Genomic DNA, 18,094 nt, shown 5'->3' on the forward strand with positions numbered 1-18,094 from the left:
GTCGTCTCGGCTCGGTGCGTCGAGGTCGTGTCGGGGCGTCTACGGCGTTGTGAGGGCCGCGCTCGGGTCGCTGCGGGTGATGTGCTCGGTGAGTCCGTGATCGGCGGCGAGGGCGTGCAGTTGTTGGGCGGTGTCGTAGTCGACGGTTAGGTCGATCGCATAGGCGGGGAGGCTGACCCGATAGCTGTGCCGGTGGTCGGTTGGCTCCCGGTCGTGTGTCGAGTTCGTTGTGTGGCGGGCGAGTGCTGCGCGGACTGCGGGGCGTCCGAGTTGGTAGTGGGCGGCGAGGTCGTGTTCGGTCCAGCCGAGGGATGCTAGTCGGTGAATCTGGGCGTCGCGTTCGGTGCGCCACGGGATCGATCCGTATTCGCCGGCGTTGTCGAGGCGGACGCGGAGGTCGTCGAGGAACTGGCGGGCGACCTCGTCGTCGTCCTCGTCGTCGGGTGGCGGGTATCCGCCGGGGCTCATCGTCACGTGGGTTCCTGTCTCGTTGGAGGGGGCGCGGGTCTATCGGTCGGCGGTTTGCCGCTGATGCTGTGGGCAGATGTCGCCGCGGCGGCTGACGATCTGCTGGCAGGGTTTGCCGTTGGTGCGTGGTCGTCCGCATTGGTGGGCGAAGTGCTCGCGGAGGTCGTGGGGTAGCGACTTGGTTCCCTCGTGGCGGGGTGGCTGGGTCGCTCCGTGGTCGGTGCCGTCCACGTCGAGACCGACGGTGAGGATGAGCCAGTATTCGCGGTGGCCGTCGGCGTCGACGCTCTCGGCGAGTTCGTGGCAGGGCAGACCCACGGCGGTGAGGTCGATGCGGGTGGCTGGGTCGAGCAGTTTCCAGCGGTCGTCGTCGGAGGTGTGGTCACTCATCGTGGGTTCCTGTCTGTGGGTGGTCGCCGAGTTCGTGGGTGTCTGGTCGTCGTCGGCGTCTCGCCTTGGTGGGTGGTCGGGTTCTCTTCTCCGCTTCGCTCCGCTGCCGCGAGAACCGCTCCGGTCGTTCCTCCCTCCGCGAACCTCTTGCCTCGTGCCGAATGGGTGGCGCGGCAGGCTGCTTCGACGTTGCTGTCGTCGTCATGCCGGCGTGGATCGTGGAGCGCCAGCGGAGCGATTCGGGGCGGAACGCAGCGAGGTACGAGCGGAGCAGAAACGCGACCAGTAGCCCGTCGAAACCGTCGCTTCGCAGGGGTAGACACGTGGACACCGTGGACACTCTCTGAACGACCCGAAATCGGGTACTACCCGCGGATAGACAATTTGTGTGTTTTACCTGCGGTTTCATGTTTCGTGGCGGAGTCGCGCGGAAACGTGTCCACGTGTCCACGGTGTCCACCCTGTCCACGATTCGACAGTTCACGGGAGCCTCACTCCCTCGTCGTCCGCTTCCAATAGCCCGGCGTCGACTGCCCACTCGATCGCGTCGTCGTACAGGACGCGGTCGCGTCCGCTGACCCGTTTTCGGGCGTCGCTACGCGTCATGGTTCCGTGCGTCGTGACGGCGCGGACGATGGTCTGCGCGACGCGCTCGACGCGCTCGACGGTCAGCCGCTGGCGGGTTTCCTCGGTGATGTCGGTGCGGATTCCCTCAGCCTCGGCGCGCGCCCGGTTGGCTTGCTCGTTGGCGGTGCGCAGAGCGGCGATGCATCGGGAGCGTGTCGAGTCCGATACGCGCATGACGGTCGCGGATAGCTGCCAGTCCTCGGTGGTCACTGCGGTTCGTCCGTCGATGACAGCGAGCGCTGCGGCGACCTTTGCGCGCACGAACAGGTGATGGCCGTCGAGTGGGTTGCCGTCGCCTTGGGCGCGTTCCTCGGCGGCGATCTCGATCGCTTCGGTGGCTACGGGCGGCAGGCTGATGCGGTTGGGCCAGAGGTCGATGCATGCAGGCGTGTACGGCGCGGGCAGAGGTGGCCGGTTGTCTCGTCGACAGCGAGGATCGGCGACGGGCATCCACAGGACGCGCTGCGGGGTGCCGCCGTCGGCGTCGTCGAGCAGTGCCGCGGATCGCCTCGGTTGGATGCCGACGATGAGGCCGAATCGATAGCCGCCGTCGGGGACGAGCGCGCGTTTCGTCTCGTCGGCATACGCGAATCCGAGTGTTTCGCCCGAGAACGCTTGGCGGAGCGCGCCGGCTAGGGTCGCGCTTGACCGTTTCATGAGGGCGGCCAGGGTGTCGACCTCGGACGCGGTGAACACGGCGTTGCGGCGCTGCCACTCGTAGAGCTCGGTGCCGTGGCGGAACGTGTTGGCGTCGTCAGCGGAGCCTGTTGGTCGGCGATTCTGTTGGGGGCGGCGCACATATGCCTTGGCGATTCCCTCACCCGAGCCGATGGGGATGTCGAGGTCGCTGCGATCGATGTAGGCACGCACGGTGCGCAGGATTCGGGATTTGTTGCCGCCGGATTCTGCGACGAGGCCGACGATCGTGTTGAGGCTGCCCGGTGCTGGGTCGTCTGCGATTCCGGGCAGCGCGGTCGAATAGGGCACCGAATCGAGTGCGTAGACGATGAGCACGCCGAGGAATCCCCATGCCGAGACCATGCACGCGAGGGCGTAGTCGCGGATGTGGGCCAGGGACTCACGGGACGACCAGAACGCTTCGTCAAAGTCGGGCACTGTGGCCTGGTCCGGTTCGGGTTCGATTGGTTCGTCGGGCAGCGGCATCGCCTCGGGGCCGGGGTCGACCTCGGGTGTTGCGACGGTGCCGTTGGTGGTCGCTCGTTCGGCTAGGCGACGTTCGAGGGCCTGTCTGGCCTCGTTGACCTGCTGGCCTTGGTGGGCGTGGACGTTGCGATGTTCGGCTCGACGCATTTCGTCGGCGACGTTGCTGCGGTGCTCGTCGCGGCGTCGGTGCCGTTGGTTGCCGCGCTGGCGTTTCGCTGCGCGTTGGCTCATGACTGGGGACTCCTGTCGCGGATTCGGCAGGCGCGGCAGACGCGGGCAGTGCGACCGTTGGAGCGCTGGACTATTCGAGTGTTCTCGGGGGTGAAGGGGTGCCCGGCGGGCCGGCAGTGCGTCCGTCGGGTGTTGGGGTGCCGACCGTTCTCGACGGTAACCCTGCCGAGTTCGGCGGGCGTGCCCCACTTGAGGTTGGCGAGACGGTTGTCGTCGAGCCGCGAATTGCGGTGCAGCGCCTCGTGACCAGGCGGGCAGGGGCCGACGAACGCGGCCAGGACCAGCCTGTGAACGCGTGCGTTGCGCTTCGTGTGGTCGCGCCCGTAGAGGCTGACGATCGGGAAGCCTTTGCTGTCTCGGGCGGGCGAGATCGGTTGTCCGGTTCGGTGTGTCGTGTGTCCGATCGCGCTGACCATCGTGCGGTCGAGTGATCGGATTCGACCGAGGTCGCTCACCTCGTAGAGTCCGACGTAGCCGGGGATTGCGCGCCATTCCTCGCAGGTCACCGAGCCGATAGAATCAGCGGTGCCTTGTTGGAGAGGCGGGGCGAGGGCCGGCACATGTTGCCGGCCTTCGTTAGTTCTATGCATCCGATCACTTGTCCTCGATACCGAGCTGTCGGCGGGCGACCGCAGCTGGGATGCGCACGCGGCGACCGATCTTGATCGACGGAACGTCGCCAGTCTTGACATGTTCGTAGGCAGTGATGCGGTCAATGCCGATGAGCATTGCGTACTGCGGAACCGAGATCGTTGGCTGATTACAAACAGCCCACTCGGCAGAGGCGATGTCACCCAACGCTTTGATCGCGCGTTCTGCGGTGTCGAGTGCTGCTATTGCGGGTTGGTCGAGGCTGCCGCGCGGCAATGCATTGAGTGCGTCGAGGGCCAAAGCGAGATCCGATGCGTAGTTCCTGGTTCTCATGCGCCGCCCTGCGGATGCGGGTCGGTATCGACAGGGGATGCTCCCAGCATGGCCAGGAGTAGCAGCCGTGGAACCACGATGCGCCGTCCGACGCTGATAGAAGGGAGGGTGCCTTCACGGATGGCGTGGCTCGCAGTGCGTTTGTCGACTCCGAGGACCTGTGCCGCCTGCGTAATGGTGATTGCTGCGAGCGATGACGTGCGTAGCCAGTCAAGGTCGAGTGTTTCGAGGTCCGACATCTTGTCCCCTTGGTGCGCTTGAATGTTCGTTGCCACGCATCCAATGTCGCCGAATTACCGATAGGCGTCTACTGTGTTGGTTATGCAGTATTTCAGGAGGTGCGGCGATATATGAGTTCCGATAAGAACGGCGAGGTCGTTTTCGTCACGGTTCGGTCGGGGCCGCTGCCGGTTCGGGTTCGACTTCGCGGACACCCGTTCGACTATCTCGTGCGGGCTGGCCGGACACCCGACGGCCCCGTGTTGCTGGGCCTTGAGATTCGGCCAGATGACGGGCACGTCATCACCTCGCAATCCCTCCAACGGCTGCCAGCGAAACGCTTGGCGGCCGCGGCGGCGAAATTGGTCGTGTTCCCGAGAGATGACTTGGTGGGTGGGCAGCTAGACGGTCCCGACTTCGAGAACTACGCCCGACCGGACCAACCGCAGCGCGAGACGTCCGGCAGGCGTGGCCGTCCGGTGCTCTACGACGACGCGCATTACAAGGCCGTCGCCGAGGAAGCACGACGAGCGCGCGCTGAGGGGAGCTCGGCTCGTGCAGCTATCGCCAAACGCTTTCATACCTCTGAGCCGAACGCCGATAGATGGATGCGCGCCGCCCGCGCGCGTGGACTACTCCAAGCGCACCCCGCGAGTAGAGGTGGCAAGCGATGAGCCGACGGGCAGAACCGATCACGAAGCGGACCGCGAAGAACGGGACTGTCAGCTACACGTTCCAGATCGACGTCGGCACCAAGCCCGACGGCGGTCGGCTGCGGCAGCGCTTCACCTACCGCACGGTGGCAGAGGCGCGCCGTGAATACCGCCGGATCGCAACGGAAGTCGAGTCGGGCAAGTACGTCGGCAGGCACTCGGTGACCGTCGCCGAGTACCTGACCGGGTGGCTCGATGGGCGACGCGACATTCGAGCAGGAACCCTCGCGAACTACCGTCAGGCGCTACGCCCCGTCGTCGAATGCCTCGGAGGAATCGGGTTGCAGCAGTTGACGAAAGCCCACATCGACGAACTCGTGACGTGGCGGATGGAGTCGGGCCGATCGACGACAGCGGCACGTCTGAGTGACCGAGCCGTTCGGGTACTCGGCTATGTCGCAACGCATCCCGACGGCGTCACCTATTCGCAGGTCGAATCCGAGTGCGGGGCCAACGCGGGCAAGTTCCTCGACAGGCTGCGCGCCAGCGGCCACGTCACCCGTCCATCGCGAGGTCGATATGTGGCGGCACGAGTCGCCGACGACGAACCCGAGGCGCAGGGCATTGTCGTGCGCAACGTCGCCGAATACGTTGAGCGACCGAAGGCTGAGACGCGTGAGATGGCGGCATGGGCGCAGGACCAGGCCGAGGCGTTCCGCGTGCACGTCGAGAACGAACGCCGCTACGCGCTGTGGCTGCTCACCCTGTACGGGCTGCGGCGTTCGGAGGTGCTGGGGCTGCGGTGGAATGCGATCGACTTCGACGCGGGCACGGTCGCCATCGTGGCGGGTCGAGTCGTGGTTCCTGGTGGCACGGTCGAGGGTGACCCGAAGTCGGCGCGCTCGCGTCGGGTGCTGCCGATGCCTAGTGACGTGATCGCGGCGCTGCGGTCGTTCAAGGCGGCACAGGCAGCCGAACGTCTCGTGATGGGCTCGGGGTGGACCGATACGGGACTGGTGGCGGTCAACGCGGACGGGTCGCCGATTCGGCCCGAGACGTACTCGGCGGAGTTCCGCCGCATGGTGAAAGTGGCTGGACTGCCGAGGATTCGGTTGCACGATGTGCGGCACACGTCGGTGTCGCTGATGATGGCGCGTGGTGTCCCGGTGCTCGACGTCGCGAAGTGGCACGGGCACGACCCGGCAATGACGCTGCGGGTGTACGGGCACGTCGACGGTGATGCGTTGGCGCGGGCTGGTGCATCGCTGTTCGGACAGGCGGCGAGCGAATGAGTGAGTCAGAGCCGACGAGCATGAACGGTGAGATCGGCATCGTGTTCGTCGTGCAGAGCAACGTGACGGGCATTCTCAGTGCGGCATGGAATATCCGGTCTCACCGCACGTCGTTCTACCTGTCGCCGCTCGGCGTTGGCGCGACGCCGCTCAAGCTCAGCTTGCACGGTGCCGACGACAGGCCGCACACGAGCGAGCCAGGGTTCAAGCTCGACGTCGTGCGCGAAAACCTTGGGAGGGCAGCCGAACAGGGTTCACGAATCATCGACGTCAGCGGCTACCTACCGCAATGGTTCACCGGTCGTGAGGTTGTGCCGGGAGTCCGCCACGTCCTGCGGTTCATGTATCGGCCCGCGATGTTCGTCGAGGGCACGCCATCGGCACCGATGCCAGAGGCAACGGCGTCGGCGACGATTCACTCACGATTTGCGGCACCTGCGGATGACGACGAGGTCGTATATCTCGATGTGTGCGTGAGCGAACGGAAACCGTTCTGGGAGAACGTCGACGAGACCCGAGCGGCGAACGCCGGCATTGGGCCGATCGTGAACACCAATCGCGAGTACCTGACCGTTATCGCTCGCAAGGTGCCCTACCGCGAAGAACTCGACCCGTTCAGCGACGACTACCAACCGCTCGATGACCACGATCCGGAAGCCGACGGACCAGTGCGCCGCGTTGAGGCGTTCCGCCACGACGCTAACGGCGTCATGTGGATCACCGAGGTGCTGATGCCCGAGCGCGTGATCGACGACCCAGCGAACGCATATCAGCCGCCACCGAAGAATGCTCGTCGAGCGGAGACCAGCGAATGAGCCAGCCGTGGCAACCGTGATCGCTGCCCTTATCGCGGTCGTGGCCGCGGGACTTACATTGACTGGTGTGCTTCTCACGCTCCGCGCCAACGAGAGGCAACACAAGGAACGTCTCGACGCGGAGAAGGTTGCTCGGGACAACGACGAGCGTGTCGTCGCAGATGTTCGCCGACGAGACGAAGCCGTTCGCGAACTTGTCTCAGCCAGCGAGTCCGCGATGCGTGCGTTCAATCTCGTTGGTTCGGCTCACGCCGAACTTCTGGGTGTCGACAACCCAGGTCCGTGGACCTCGGAAGCACTGGTGGCGTCGTTCGAGGACTGCGAGATGGCCGAGATGCGGCTTGACGTCATGGGGCTCGAACCCGCGCGTGAGGCTTTCCGCAGATACCTCGACACTATGCGCAGCATTTGGGGCGAGGTAGAGGCATATGCCGGGCCTTACCCCGACTTCGGCCCAGCGTTCGATGCGCTCGACGCGATGCGGGAAGCGTTCCGTCAGACGGTCATCGAGATTGGCCCAGCGAGCCCGACCGAGCAAGTGGCATGACAGACGCCGGGGACGCCGTCGACCGCTTCCGACGGCTGCTGTCGAGTCACGTCGGGTTCCTAAAGCGGTCGTGCTGGCTGTTCGACCAGGGCCACGAGGACGAGGCACTGCGGATCGCGACGTCCCTGCGGGTGTTGTTCCACGACACTGACGCGTCTACGTCGCTGCTGACTCACCTCGGGATGAAGACGCCAACGGGCTCGCTGATGATGGGGACGCCGAGGCAGCACACCGACGGGGGCTGGTGGCGTGATTTCGCGGGGGTGCGGATCGAGCTCGCCAGCGCGGAACCCATGCGCGCGCTGCCGCTCTGCGCCACGACGCAGTTCACGGCGCAGCCTGTTTCCCAGTGGTGGGACGGCGAGACGCTGTTCACCTACGACACCGGCAGCTACACACGCCGGTCTGTGGTCCTCGCGATCGCCAACCGCGATGGTGGGGCGCACGTCGACGACCGGTTGCAGCAGTTCTACCGCCGGCTGATCGAGCACACCGAGGGGCTAGGGCTGAACGGCTCCGATCTCGAATGGAACGGTCCGGCACCTTTCGACACGTCGGTGACTCAGTACGCGCGGAATGTCCATCTGGTCCTGATGCGGGTGTTCGCTCACGAGGTGCTGTCGACGGCGAGCTACTTCGAGTGGCCGGTGCAGGATTTGCCGATCGTGCCGTGGACGACTCGCTACCCGACCAAGACGAACGCCACGATGACACCGACCATCGACCGCTGACCACGAGTCCAACATGGAGGAACCAACAGATGCCCGCTCAACCCATCGACGCCGCTACCAACGTGTTTGCGCGCGCGAAAGCTGTCGCAGGGCTCACGCCCACGGGCGATGCTAACGTCGACGCTGATCTGTTGCGGCACAGTCTGGTTCTCGGCGTCGCAGCTCTCGACACGTACCTGCACTGGAAGGTGCGGCGTGTCCCGCTCGCCCAACTGACGAATTCACTCAAGCGGTTACCGATCACCTTCGATGACATGGTGGCGAGCGGACGCAGGTCGGTGGACGCGAGAAAGTCGAACGTCAAAGATCGTCCCGACACGAGGGCGCGAACCGTGCTCAATCGTGAGCTCTTGAAGCGCACCTTCCAGTCGCCCAGGGGAGTTGACGACGCAGTTGGGTTCCTCGGTGCTGTGGACTTCTGGCGACAGGCCGCTGCAGCTATGCCCGGCACACCGGCCCCGAAAGACGTCAAGTCCCGCTTGCAGCGCATCGCCGACCATCGCAACCGCATCGTTCACGAGGGTGACCTGAAGCGGCTTTCTCGACCCCAGAGCGTGAAGTGCGAACCGGTCGACGCCGCGGCTGTCGCGGATGACGTCAATTGGCTAGAGACGTTCGTAACGGCCATCGACAGCGTGATCTGACGAGTTCGAGCGCGGCACGCTCACCGTGCGGTGGCACATTCTCGGCACACTGCGGGGTTTCGGCACGACAAAGGGCAGACCAGAAATAATGTCTGACCTGCCCTTTGTGTTGTGGAGCTAAGGGGACTCGAACCCCTGACCCCCACACTGCCAGTGTGGTGCGCTACCAGCTGCGCCATAGCCCCTTGTTAACTTCTTGTTTGCCCTCTCTGCGGGCAAGAGAAAAGTTACACCACCGTCGTTACGGGTACCAAATCGCCTGGTCAGGGGGCTGCAGCCGAAAACGGTCGCTGCACGGTTGCGCCGCGATCACTTGGTCTCCTTGGTGAGGATCTCGGTCAGCCAGCCCGGGCCGTCCAGGATGCCGGGAACCGGCTCGCCGTTCAGCAGGACCGTGGGGGTCGCGGCAGGGCCCTCGAGTGCCTTGGTGAGCTGATTGCGGGAGATCTCTGCGGCCTCGTCGGCTTCGGCGACCATCGCGCCGGTCGAGATGCACTGCTGGGTGGCCGGGGTGGCGCCCTGGGCTGCGGCGATCTGGGCCAGCTGGGCGTTGGAGTGGTCGGAGGAACCGTTCTCCTCCGGCTGGTCGTCGAACAGCGCGGTGTGGAAGCGGAAGAACACCGCGGGGTCCTTGGCGGCGCCCACGCATTGCAGTGCGCCGGCGGCTCGGGACGAGTAGTCGCCCGACGAGGACATGCGGTTGAGGAAGGTCAGCATGTGATATCGGACACGCAGGGTGCCCGCGTTCACGGCGTCGACGATCGCCTGCCCGGACTTGGATTCGAATTCCTTGCAGGCGGGGCACATGAAGTCCTCGAACACGTCGATCGTGGTCGGCGCGGCCGGCTCACCGACGATGAGTGCAGCGTTCTCGTTGAGCACCTTCTCGCTGACCTCGCCCCGATCGGGCTTGTTCGCGTTCCACACGAAGCCGCCGATCACGAGTGCCGCCACGATCACGACAGCTGCGCCGATGAGCACATATGTCGCCCTGCTGGACGTCGCACGTGGTTGGTGGCGCGACGCGCCCGATGATTTCCGCCGGTCAGTCACCCGCTCGACTCTAATGTGTGTCGGCCGCGTGGATGGTCGGCGGGCGGAGTGCCCACCGGGCGGTGCGTGGGAGAGCCGGCGAAGGCGAACGTCTGCGGTCGGGGAGTGGCGCCGGGCCGGTCATCGCGGCCGTGCATTCGGGGCCGCTGTTCGCAGCGAATCTGTGGAGTTGCTGCCAATGTGCTGAACAAAAGTGACCCGACAAAAGTTAGTCGGACCTAATGGATCGGAACCGGACGCATTTCCGGGAATCCGAGGTCGGGCGGCGAGCGGACTTGAATTACGTGTGTTTTGTCTGATTTACGCGATACAGAAGTAGACATATACGTTTGGTATGCCTACCCTTACCACTCGCCGGTTCGAGCGATCTCGGGCCGCTGACCGACCCGCTATCCGATGCCGGTGCGACGCCTTCGACGACGCCGCCGACAACCGAGCGGGCGGGCACTCACCACTTGGGCTTGTTCATGTTCGGAGGAATTCATGAAGGTGTGTGTCGTCGGAGCGGGCCCGTGCGGCCTGACGACCATCAAACAGCTGCTCGACGAAGGGCATGAGGTGGTCTGCTTCGACAAGAATGCGGATGTCGGCGGTCTGTGGCTGAGGCACAACGGCGACGACGAACAGATGAAGGCATACGACAACCTTCACCTCACCATCTCGATGAAGCTGATGGCCTACTCCGACCATCCGTTCTCCGGCGACCGGGTCTTCTACACGCGCAAACAGTATTTCCGGTACCTCGCCGAATACGCCGACCGCTTCGGGCTCCGTCCGGCGATCCGATTCGGCAGCCAGGTCACCGACGTCCGACGGGACTCCGGCGGGTGGGCGGTGACCGTGCGTCACGTCGGCGTCGAATCGCAGGAGACCTTCGACGCGGTGGCTGTCTGCTCCGGACCGTTCAAGACACCGAACCGCGCGATCCCCGAGATCGAGGGCTTCACCGGCGAGATCGTCCATTCCTCGGAATACCGGAACAACAAGCGATTCCAGGGTAAAAAGGTGCTGATCGTCGGACTCGCCGAGTCCGGAGCCGACATCGTCCGGGAGATCGGAGACGTCGCCGACACCGCCACGTTGTCCATCCGGTCGCGGGCCTATCTGCTGCCGCGGGTGTTCAACAGCACCAGGACCACCGACCACGGCACCATCCGGTCCCATCACCACGAGATGCTCCGTCGGGCAACCGATTACCCATTCGCCTACGAATCGTTCTGGGGCCGCACCACGATTGCCGAGGTGGTCTTCACCGTGGTGTCGATCATCTACGGGATCGCCACGACCGCGCTCGGCGCGCTTCGGGTCCTCACGGAGAAGATGGTTCCCGGCCGGCGTCCGGCCGCGCCCACCGTCAACCCGTTCGGACAACCCGCACACCCGCCCCAGCTCGACATCGACACCCCACACACCGACGAGAACTGGGACTTCATCCGGACCTGGAACCGGAAATCGCATCCCGACGGCAGCTGGGCCCAACGCAGCATCTTCAGCAAGAACGTCAGCTTCGTCCCGAGCATCACCAGCGGCAAGGTCTTGTTGAACGACTCGGGAATCGCCGATGCGGACGGCACCACGGTGCGGTTCCAGGACGGAACGGCCGCCGAATTCGACACCATCGTGTTGTGTACCGGATTCAGCACCGACGAGATCTCGATCGGTGAACTGCGGGTCCGGGACGGCAATGTCCGCAACCTGTACAAGCATTTCCTGCACCCCGACCACCAGGGCACCGTCGCATTCATCGGCTTCGTCCGGCCCTTCTCCGGTGGCATCCCGATCTGTGCGGAAATGCAGGCCCGCTACTTCGCGCAGGTGTGCAGTGGGACGCTGAGGGTTCCGCGGAACATCGACGAGGTGATCGACCGCGAGAAGAAATGGGAGGAGCACTGGACCGCGCTGAGTCCCCGACACACCGAGTCGATCCCGTCGAACATCGTCTACCTCGATTCGCTCGCACGAGAAATCGGTTGTCTGGTGCCGATGTGGCGGATGATCCTGAACCCCAAACTCTTCATCCAACTCTGGTTCGGCCCGTTCAACCAGGCCGGCTACCGAATCGTCGGACCGCATGCCCTCGGCCGATCGGCCGTCGACGACCTGTACTCCGAGCTCGTCGACAACCGACGCGAGATGGCATTGCGGATGTCGCTGCTGCAGCTGATGCCGTCGCATGTGCACCCCGAGCACATGATGTGAGCCCACACCGGCTGACGGCGAGCCGAGCGGCTCGTCGTCGGCCGGGCGGGTGTCAGTCGCCGAAGAACCCTTGCAGCCACTGTCGGGATTCGGCCGGGATGTGGGTGAGACCGCCGATCTCGGCGCGGTAGATCGTGTCGAGGACAGGGCGCGCGAGCTGGGCGACGAGGGCGTCGTCACCGGTGGTCTCGGCGAGCAACCGGATGATCAGGTCCGCGCCGTCGAGACGTCCGTTGAGGTAGTCGCTCTCGCGGTATCCGGGCTCGAGGAATGCCGCGAAGTGGGCGAGCTTGGCGCCGTACAGCTCCGGACGCGCGGTGGGGTGGCCGGACAGGGTGGCGGCCTGGCGCGGACTGAACTGGCTCACCGGGATCGGCGTCAGCTGCGGAATCCGCGACAGCGCCGTGATCGGGAACAGGGCACCGTCCCACTTCGGGAAACCGAGGTAGCGCGATGCCAGCAACCGGAAGTGCTCGTCGGTCCAGCCGTCGCCGAGGCGAAGTGTGCCGGCCGCGTCGTGGGACGCGGCCGACACCGCAGACTGTGCGGTCTTCTGGAACGTCGACCAGATGGTGTCGTTGTCGTTGCCGATGCGGACGTCGACCAGAGCCGCATACCGGGTGAAGAGGTCGTCGAGCAACGCGGTGAACTCCGCAGGCAACTCGTCGGTCCCGACCGGTCGTGGGGTCTCGGCATAGGCGACCGCAGCATTCGTGATGCCACGCGTACCGATGGTCGTGACGATCTTCTCCGGCGCGTCGTGCAGTTTGGTCAGTTCATCCCAGACCGCGGCCTTGAGCTTGTCCACCGCGGCGCGGTCGGGTCCGCCGTCACCGTAGAGCTTGTTGATGCCGTCGATGATGAACATGTACCGCCGGACCCGATAGGGGGTGTCGGCGGGTTTGAGGAACCTCTCCGCCAGTCCCTGTCCACCGTCACGCCATTCGGCGGTGGCGCGCATATACGACGATAACGCGTCACGAATCGCGCTGGCGGTCAACGATTCCGGTGGCAGCTGCTCGACGTCGATGATCGCATCGGCCACGCGGTCGGCGATCGCCAGTGCCTTCATCCGCTGGTAGGTCCGCCACGTCTCGGACAGGTCGGTCTCGGCGTCCCGATAGAAGCTGTCGGAGACCTGCTGCGCCGACGCCAGCGTCAGCAACTGTTCGAGGAAGGAGGCGGGCGGAGTCGCCTCGACGCCAGGAGAACTCGCCGCGTCGGCTTCCACCACCTGCTGTGCGGCGTCCCGGACCCGCTGACTGATCACCGCCTCCACCTCGGCGCGCTGGAGCTCGGCGATGCGGCCGATCTCGGCGATCCGCCCGTTCATGTCCCGCAGGTGCAGCAGATCGCCCAGGTAGGAGTGGCTGGTCAGCGGCGCCTTGATCGCCATCAGGTCGTCGGCGAAGCTGTGTGAGCGCCGCTGGTACTCCTCGACGGCCGCGGTCAGCGACTTACCCGGGTCGGGTTCGATGTACACCAGGCGTCGGATCACCTCGTGCTGTGCCGGTTCCCGGGCGATCGCATCGACGACGAGGTCGAACGGTGCGTTGTCGAGGAGCCCGCCGTCGATGAAGTGACGCTCGGAGTCCTCGACGGTGCTGCCCCGGGGGAGCAGTCGCGCCCACCACGGCCGCTTCTGTTGGCTCGACGTGTCGGTGTCGGTGCTGTGATACCGGAACAGGAACATCTCCCCGAACCGCTTGGGGTCCAAGGAGATCGCGTTCTTGACCTCCTTGAGGAAGCCGCTGCGGGTGACCGGGGCGAACGCCGCCGGGAACGCCGACGTCGCGCGCGCCGCGAAGGCGAGCGCAGGGGTGTCGTCGGAGCCGAAGCCGGACGGTTGCACCCGCGGATCGGGATTGCTGCTGCGGAACTCCATCACCTGCGCGTAGGCCCGGTCGCGTTGCCCGATCCCGCCCGCACCCGAGGGCACGACCACATCGAATCCGGACTGGTCGGTGGTGGTCACGAACAGTTGGAGCCGACGCAGCCGCGGGATCAACGACGACGACTGCACCACGGCATTGGGCCGAGTGCTCGAATCCATGGTGGCCAGCGCGTGGACCAGGTTCTGCGACATCACATCCGAGCGCAGTAGCGACGTCGGCCGCCACGCATTGGCCACCGCCCACACCGCCGCGGTGGCCGCCTGGACGGCCAGACCCGCGAACCGCGGGCCACGGAGCAACTTGCGGAGGTCGCCCTCGTTGATCCACAGACTCCGCAGCGCATCCTGGGACGCGTTGATCGCGAGAGCCTTCGCCAGCACCACGCCGTTGATGCCACCGGCGGAGGTGCCACCGATGATGTCGATGGCCACCGACAACGGCCGGCCCGCATCCTCGAGCCGACGCAGCGCATCGAAGTAGAGGGCCTCGGAGTCGAAACCGTCGAGGATCTGCGTCGGATCGGTGGCCGAGCGGAACGGGTTGGCCGTGGCCCCGGCGACCCGGGCGGCATCGAGCGCCCGGGACGCCACGACGAGCTTGTGTAGTTCCTTGGTCACACCGTGCATGTAGACCGCCAGGGACACCCCGCCGTAGCAGACGAGGGCCAGCCGGAGTTCGACGGTCTCGGGGTCGGGATGACTGGCGGACTCGGGCATCGGGTCTCCACTCGGGTTGATTCGTCGGCATCGGCGCGTGTGGATCGAATTCTGCCCCGATCCGGCGCCGAACGGGAGTCCCGAGTCGGCTACTCGGACCACCTCCGGCGCGCACCCCGCCGCCGGGGTTCCGGCACGACCGGCATATCGGCACAACCGGACAGCGAAAACGGCCGGTGCCGGGAGGGTTGTCCCTCCCGGCACCGGCCGGTGAAGCCTCTGGTCTTCGGCTCGGCGACCTCTCTGGTCGTCGACTCAGTGAGCGGCTTCGAAGGCCTCGAGAACGTGCGCCGGAATGCGGCCGCGCGAGCTCACCTCGTACCCGTTCTTGGTCGCCCATTTCCGGATGGCCTGGGTCTGCTCTTTGCTTCGCGAAGCATCTGCCGTACGACGCTTCGCCGCAGAACTACGAGCGGTACCCGCGGTCCGGGAGACCTCGAGGTATTTCGACAGGGAGTCACGGAACTGCTGGGCGTGCTTCACCGAGGTGTCGAATTCGTACTCTTTGCCATCGACGGCCCAACGAACGGTTTCGTACTTGTCGAGTACCTTACCGTCGATGTCGTCGATGACCTGGACGGTCTGGACCTTTGCCATCTGGCCTCCCGGGGCTTTCCTCTATGGGGTGATCGGTGGACGCCGATCAATCTCGCCGTTGATTATAGGCATAGGAAAATGAGAAATTCCTGGGTGTCGCAGGTCGGCGTGGTGGGAAAGCTGTGAATTCACCGCGTGGGTGAAGTAGTGGTGGTCACATCCTCGTCGTCGGCACTATCGGTCCGGGTGGTCGTCGACTCGGAATCGATGGTGCCCAGCAATGCGCCAGGAGCTCTTTCGTTGGCGTAGATCTTCTGGTAACCCTTTGCGGTACTGGAGAATCCGGTCTTCGAACGGGATTCGAGGCAATAGATGCCGGAGCTTTCGACCAGGCACGAGAATCTGCCCACCGCGATGGTCGTCCCATAGTCGACAATCGCGCTGCGATAAAGAACCGGGAACTCTTCGGCACACGCCCCGTGCTGCGGACCGGAGGCATCGAGGATCACCAGGTCAGAAGCCCACTTGCAGCCCGCCGCCGTCGACGATGTTCGGCGCGAATTCGACGAGTCGTCGGTGATCCGGCACGCGAGCGTCGGGGTCCCGGTGGAGAAGGTGGAACAATTGACCGACCGGTCCGGGGTGGAGAAGTGATAGTCCGAGGTGTCCTCGAGTGGTGTTTGCGGCCCGGTGGACCCCTGGTGATATCGAGAATTGTCGGCGCGCGGTGCGAGCGCGATCACACGACCCATGCTCCAATTCGGCAATTCCGTCGGGGTGTCGGAATCCGGGGGTGTGGTCCGGCTCGAACTCGAGAGTTCTGATTCGGTGGTCAATTCATCGGTCGGGGGCAGGACGATCGGTGACGGTGTGGTATCGGCGGAAAACGAACAAGCGGTCACCGCGGCACCGGAGCCGATCACGGCGATGGCTGCGAGCGCGAGAAAGGCAACCCGCCCCCACCGCGATCGGTACTCACCCCGTGATCCGTACCCTTGCATTGTGTCGACCCCCAAGATCGTCCTGTTCTACGTGTTCACCCCGTTGCCCGATCCCGATGCGATTCGGCTCTGGCAAGAGGCGATATGCGAGTCGCTCGGGCTTCGCGGCAGGATCATCGTGTCACGTCATGGGATCAATGGCACCGTCGGTGGCGAACTCGCCGATGTGAAGCGATATGTCCGCGCCACTCGTGGATATCGCGCATTCGGCGATGCCGATATCAAATGGGCCGAGGGAACGGGAGATGATTTTCCCCGTTTGTCGGTGCGGGTACGGCCGGAGATCGTCACCTTCGGGGCTCCGGACGAACTGCAGGTGGACGATTCCGGTGTGGTGGGTGGAGGCAGGCACCTGGACCCACACGAGCTGCACCGGCTCATCGACGAGCGCGGCGACGACGTGGTGTTCTTCGACGGTCGCAATCGCATCGAATCGCAGATCGGGCGGTTCGCCGGGGCGATCACCCCCGACGTCGAGACCACTCGCGACTTCGTCCCGCTGATCGAGTCCGGGGCCTTCGATCACCTCAAGGACCGTCCGGTCGTCACCTACTGCACCGGCGGAGTGCGCTGCGAGGTGCTCACCGCGCTGATGCGCAATCGCGGCTTCGGTGAGGTCTATCAGCTCGACGGCGGCATCGTCCGATACGGCGAACAGTTCGGCGACGACGGGCTCTGGGAAGGATCGCTCTACGTCTTCGACAAGCGCATGTCGGTGGACTTCTCCGATCACCCGGCGGTCCTCGCCACCTGCGTCGAGTGCGGCACCCCCACCTCGAATGTCGCCAATCATCCCGACCGGCTCGGCCGCGACCTGGCCGTCCTGTGTACCGAATGCGCCGGCCCGGGGCCGTCGTGACACGCGAACCCATCCCGGTGATCGTGGTCGCCGGGTTTCTCGGTGCGGGTAAGACCACCCTGCTCAACCACCTTCTGCGGGGTGGGTCCGGTGCACGAATCGGCGTGCTGGTCAACGACTTCGGCGCGGTCAACATCGACGCCATGCTGGTTGCGGGACAGGTCGGCGACGTCGTCGGTCTGACCAACGGCTGCATGTGTTGTGCGGTCGACCGTGCCGGCCTCGACGATGCGCTCTCGGTGCTGGTACGTCCTGCCGCGCAACTCGATGCCATCGTGATCGAGGCCAGCGGGATCGCCGAACCGAAGTCGCTGATCCGGATGATCACCGCGATGGCCGATCCGCGGATGCGCTACGGCGGCCTCGTCTACCTGGTGGACGCGGCGCTGTTCGAGACCGCGCGGCGGGCCCATCCGGAGATCGACGGTCATGTCGCGGTGGCCGACCTCGTCGTCCTCAACAAGACCGACCTCGTCGACGTCGACGCCCTGACGGCCACCCGCACCGAACTCACCGCGCTCAACCCGAGTGCACCACAGCTTTGCGTCACCGGCGGGCGGATCGACCCGGCACTGCTCTTCGACATCCCGACCCGCGCGCCCGACGACGGCGGCGACCGTCCGATCCAGCTCTCGCTCGACGCACTGCTGCGGGAGGCCGACGACACGCACGCGGGGGACTCGGGGCATGTGGGGGAGCTGGGGCATGTGGGGGAGCTGGGGCGCGCCCACCTGCACGATGCGTTCGAGTCGGTGGAGTTCTGCTCGCCGGAAGCGATGGACCCGCGGGCACTCGCGAGCTTTCTGACCCGTCCGCCGGCCGGGATCTACCGGATCAAGGGAGTGGTCTGGTTCGACCTTCCCGGCCACCGGCAGCGTCACGTCGTGCACGCCGTCGGCGGGTTCGTCGACGTGTCCCGCGACTCCTGGCACGGGCAGGACCGCCAGACCGCACTCGTGGCGATCGGTACCGGGATCGATCGCGACGAGGTGTGCGCGCAACTGGCGGCGGCGTCGGCGACCACGGCGACCGCCGATGACGAGCACGGCATCCTGCACATCACCCGATTCCTGCCGCCGGCCTGAGCGGCCACGTCTCGGGTGGATACCTGCAACGTCACAGGTGCCTA

At 65.4% G+C, this 18,094-nt stretch carries 19 protein-coding genes and 1 tRNA gene; 9 read left to right on the forward strand and 11 right to left on the reverse strand.

Features of this window, described 5'->3' with window-relative positions:
* Positions 1–39: 39 nt before the first annotated feature.
* From Q9K23_RS20780 to Q9K23_RS20805, 6 genes are all read right to left on the reverse strand, one after another.
* Complete coding sequence (locus Q9K23_RS20780; protein ID WP_020789929.1) at positions 40–474, reverse strand: hypothetical protein; 435 nt, start codon at positions 472–474, stop codon at positions 40–42.
* A gap of 33 nt (positions 475–507) precedes the next feature.
* On the reverse strand, positions 508–858 hold the full coding sequence (locus Q9K23_RS20785) for a hypothetical protein (protein WP_020789932.1): 351 nt from the start codon (positions 856–858) through the stop codon (positions 508–510).
* A gap of 480 nt (positions 859–1,338) precedes the next feature.
* Complete coding sequence (locus Q9K23_RS20790) at positions 1,339–2,880, reverse strand: hypothetical protein (RefSeq protein ID WP_020789933.1); 1,542 nt, start codon at positions 2,878–2,880, stop codon at positions 1,339–1,341.
* Positions 2,877–3,440 carry an NUMOD4 motif-containing HNH endonuclease gene (locus Q9K23_RS20795; RefSeq protein WP_160319640.1) on the reverse strand — a complete coding sequence of 188 codons (564 nt, stop codon included), beginning with the start codon at positions 3,438–3,440 and terminating at the stop codon, positions 2,877–2,879. The genes Q9K23_RS20790 and Q9K23_RS20795 overlap by 4 nt, the downstream gene beginning before the upstream one ends.
* 34 nt (positions 3,441–3,474) lie before the next feature.
* Entirely contained in the window at positions 3,475–3,804 is a 330-nt protein-coding gene (locus Q9K23_RS20800) for a helix-turn-helix domain-containing protein (RefSeq protein ID WP_152972928.1), read from the reverse strand.
* Positions 3,801–4,079 carry a helix-turn-helix domain-containing protein gene (locus tag Q9K23_RS20805; protein ID WP_082366127.1) on the reverse strand — a complete coding sequence of 93 codons (279 nt, stop codon included), beginning with the start codon at positions 4,077–4,079 and terminating at the stop codon, positions 3,801–3,803. The genes Q9K23_RS20800 and Q9K23_RS20805 overlap by 4 nt, the downstream gene beginning before the upstream one ends.
* Before the next feature lie 614 nt (positions 4,080–4,693).
* On the opposite strand from Q9K23_RS20805, the gene Q9K23_RS20810 reads away from it, so the two are divergent.
* The 5 genes from Q9K23_RS20810 to Q9K23_RS20830 are packed head-to-tail and all read left to right on the forward strand — an operon-like array spanning position 4,694 to position 8,705.
* Positions 4,694–5,968, forward strand: coding sequence for a tyrosine-type recombinase/integrase (locus tag Q9K23_RS20810; protein ID WP_020789475.1), 1,275 nt, complete (start codon positions 4,694–4,696; stop codon positions 5,966–5,968).
* A gap of 20 nt (positions 5,969–5,988) precedes the next feature.
* Entirely contained in the window at positions 5,989–6,783 is a 795-nt protein-coding gene (locus Q9K23_RS20815; protein ID WP_082366126.1) for a hypothetical protein, read from the forward strand.
* A gap of 7 nt (positions 6,784–6,790) precedes the next feature.
* Positions 6,791–7,330: a hypothetical protein gene (locus tag Q9K23_RS20820; RefSeq protein ID WP_152972927.1), complete on the forward strand. Its 540-nt coding sequence runs from the start codon at positions 6,791–6,793 to the stop codon at positions 7,328–7,330.
* Positions 7,327–8,061 (forward strand): hypothetical protein, encoded by a 735-nt coding sequence (locus Q9K23_RS20825; protein ID WP_020789473.1) that lies wholly within the window; start codon positions 7,327–7,329, stop codon positions 8,059–8,061. Before Q9K23_RS20820 ends, Q9K23_RS20825 begins: the two co-directional genes overlap by 4 nt.
* A 29-nt stretch (positions 8,062–8,090) precedes the next feature.
* Complete coding sequence (locus tag Q9K23_RS20830; RefSeq protein ID WP_152972926.1) at positions 8,091–8,705, forward strand: hypothetical protein; 615 nt, start codon at positions 8,091–8,093, stop codon at positions 8,703–8,705.
* Between the two features lie 112 nt (positions 8,706–8,817).
* Here Q9K23_RS20830 and Q9K23_RS20835 read toward each other — a convergent pair.
* Positions 8,818–8,890: transfer RNA gene (locus Q9K23_RS20835), tRNA-Ala, on the reverse strand.
* A 124-nt stretch (positions 8,891–9,014) separates the two neighbouring features.
* Positions 9,015–9,686, reverse strand: coding sequence for a thioredoxin domain-containing protein (locus tag Q9K23_RS20840; RefSeq protein WP_020789471.1), 672 nt, complete (start codon positions 9,684–9,686; stop codon positions 9,015–9,017).
* 555 nt (positions 9,687–10,241) lie between these two features.
* Between Q9K23_RS20840 and Q9K23_RS20845 the strand changes: the two genes are divergently transcribed.
* Complete coding sequence (locus Q9K23_RS20845) at positions 10,242–11,957, forward strand: NAD(P)-binding domain-containing protein (RefSeq protein WP_053778717.1); 1,716 nt, start codon at positions 10,242–10,244, stop codon at positions 11,955–11,957.
* 52 nt (positions 11,958–12,009) lie between these two features.
* Here the strand turns inward: Q9K23_RS20845 and Q9K23_RS20850 are convergent, their stop codons facing one another.
* The 3 genes from Q9K23_RS20850 to Q9K23_RS20860 form a co-directional block, all read right to left on the reverse strand.
* Positions 12,010–14,568 carry a patatin-like protein gene (locus Q9K23_RS20850; RefSeq protein WP_053778716.1) on the reverse strand — a complete coding sequence of 853 codons (2,559 nt, stop codon included), beginning with the start codon at positions 14,566–14,568 and terminating at the stop codon, positions 12,010–12,012.
* 255 nt (positions 14,569–14,823) lie between these two features.
* Positions 14,824–15,165 carry an Lsr2 family protein gene (locus tag Q9K23_RS20855; protein WP_020793321.1) on the reverse strand — a complete coding sequence of 114 codons (342 nt, stop codon included), beginning with the start codon at positions 15,163–15,165 and terminating at the stop codon, positions 14,824–14,826.
* A 128-nt stretch (positions 15,166–15,293) separates the two neighbouring features.
* Positions 15,294–15,614: a hypothetical protein gene (locus Q9K23_RS20860; RefSeq protein ID WP_187343597.1), complete on the reverse strand. Its 321-nt coding sequence runs from the start codon at positions 15,612–15,614 to the stop codon at positions 15,294–15,296.
* A 16-nt stretch (positions 15,615–15,630) separates the two neighbouring features.
* On the opposite strand from Q9K23_RS20860, the gene Q9K23_RS20865 reads away from it, so the two are divergent.
* The 3 genes from Q9K23_RS20865 (at position 15,631) to Q9K23_RS20875 (ending at position 18,050) form a co-directional block, all read left to right on the forward strand.
* Positions 15,631–15,759, forward strand: coding sequence for a hypothetical protein (locus Q9K23_RS20865; RefSeq protein ID WP_261978118.1), 129 nt, complete (start codon positions 15,631–15,633; stop codon positions 15,757–15,759).
* Between the two features lie 348 nt (positions 15,760–16,107).
* A complete protein-coding gene (locus tag Q9K23_RS20870) occupies positions 16,108–16,965 on the forward strand; it encodes a rhodanese-related sulfurtransferase (RefSeq protein ID WP_053778714.1) in 858 nt (285 codons plus the stop codon).
* Positions 16,962–18,050, forward strand: a complete 1,089-nt coding sequence (locus Q9K23_RS20875; RefSeq protein WP_053778737.1) for a GTP-binding protein — start codon at positions 16,962–16,964, stop codon at positions 18,048–18,050. The genes Q9K23_RS20870 and Q9K23_RS20875 overlap by 4 nt, the downstream gene beginning before the upstream one ends.
* Positions 18,051–18,094: the final 44 nt, after the last annotated feature.

This window comes from Gordonia sp. NB41Y (assembly GCF_030718915.1).
Classification (GTDB): domain Bacteria; phylum Actinomycetota; class Actinomycetes; order Mycobacteriales; family Mycobacteriaceae; genus Gordonia; species Gordonia desulfuricans.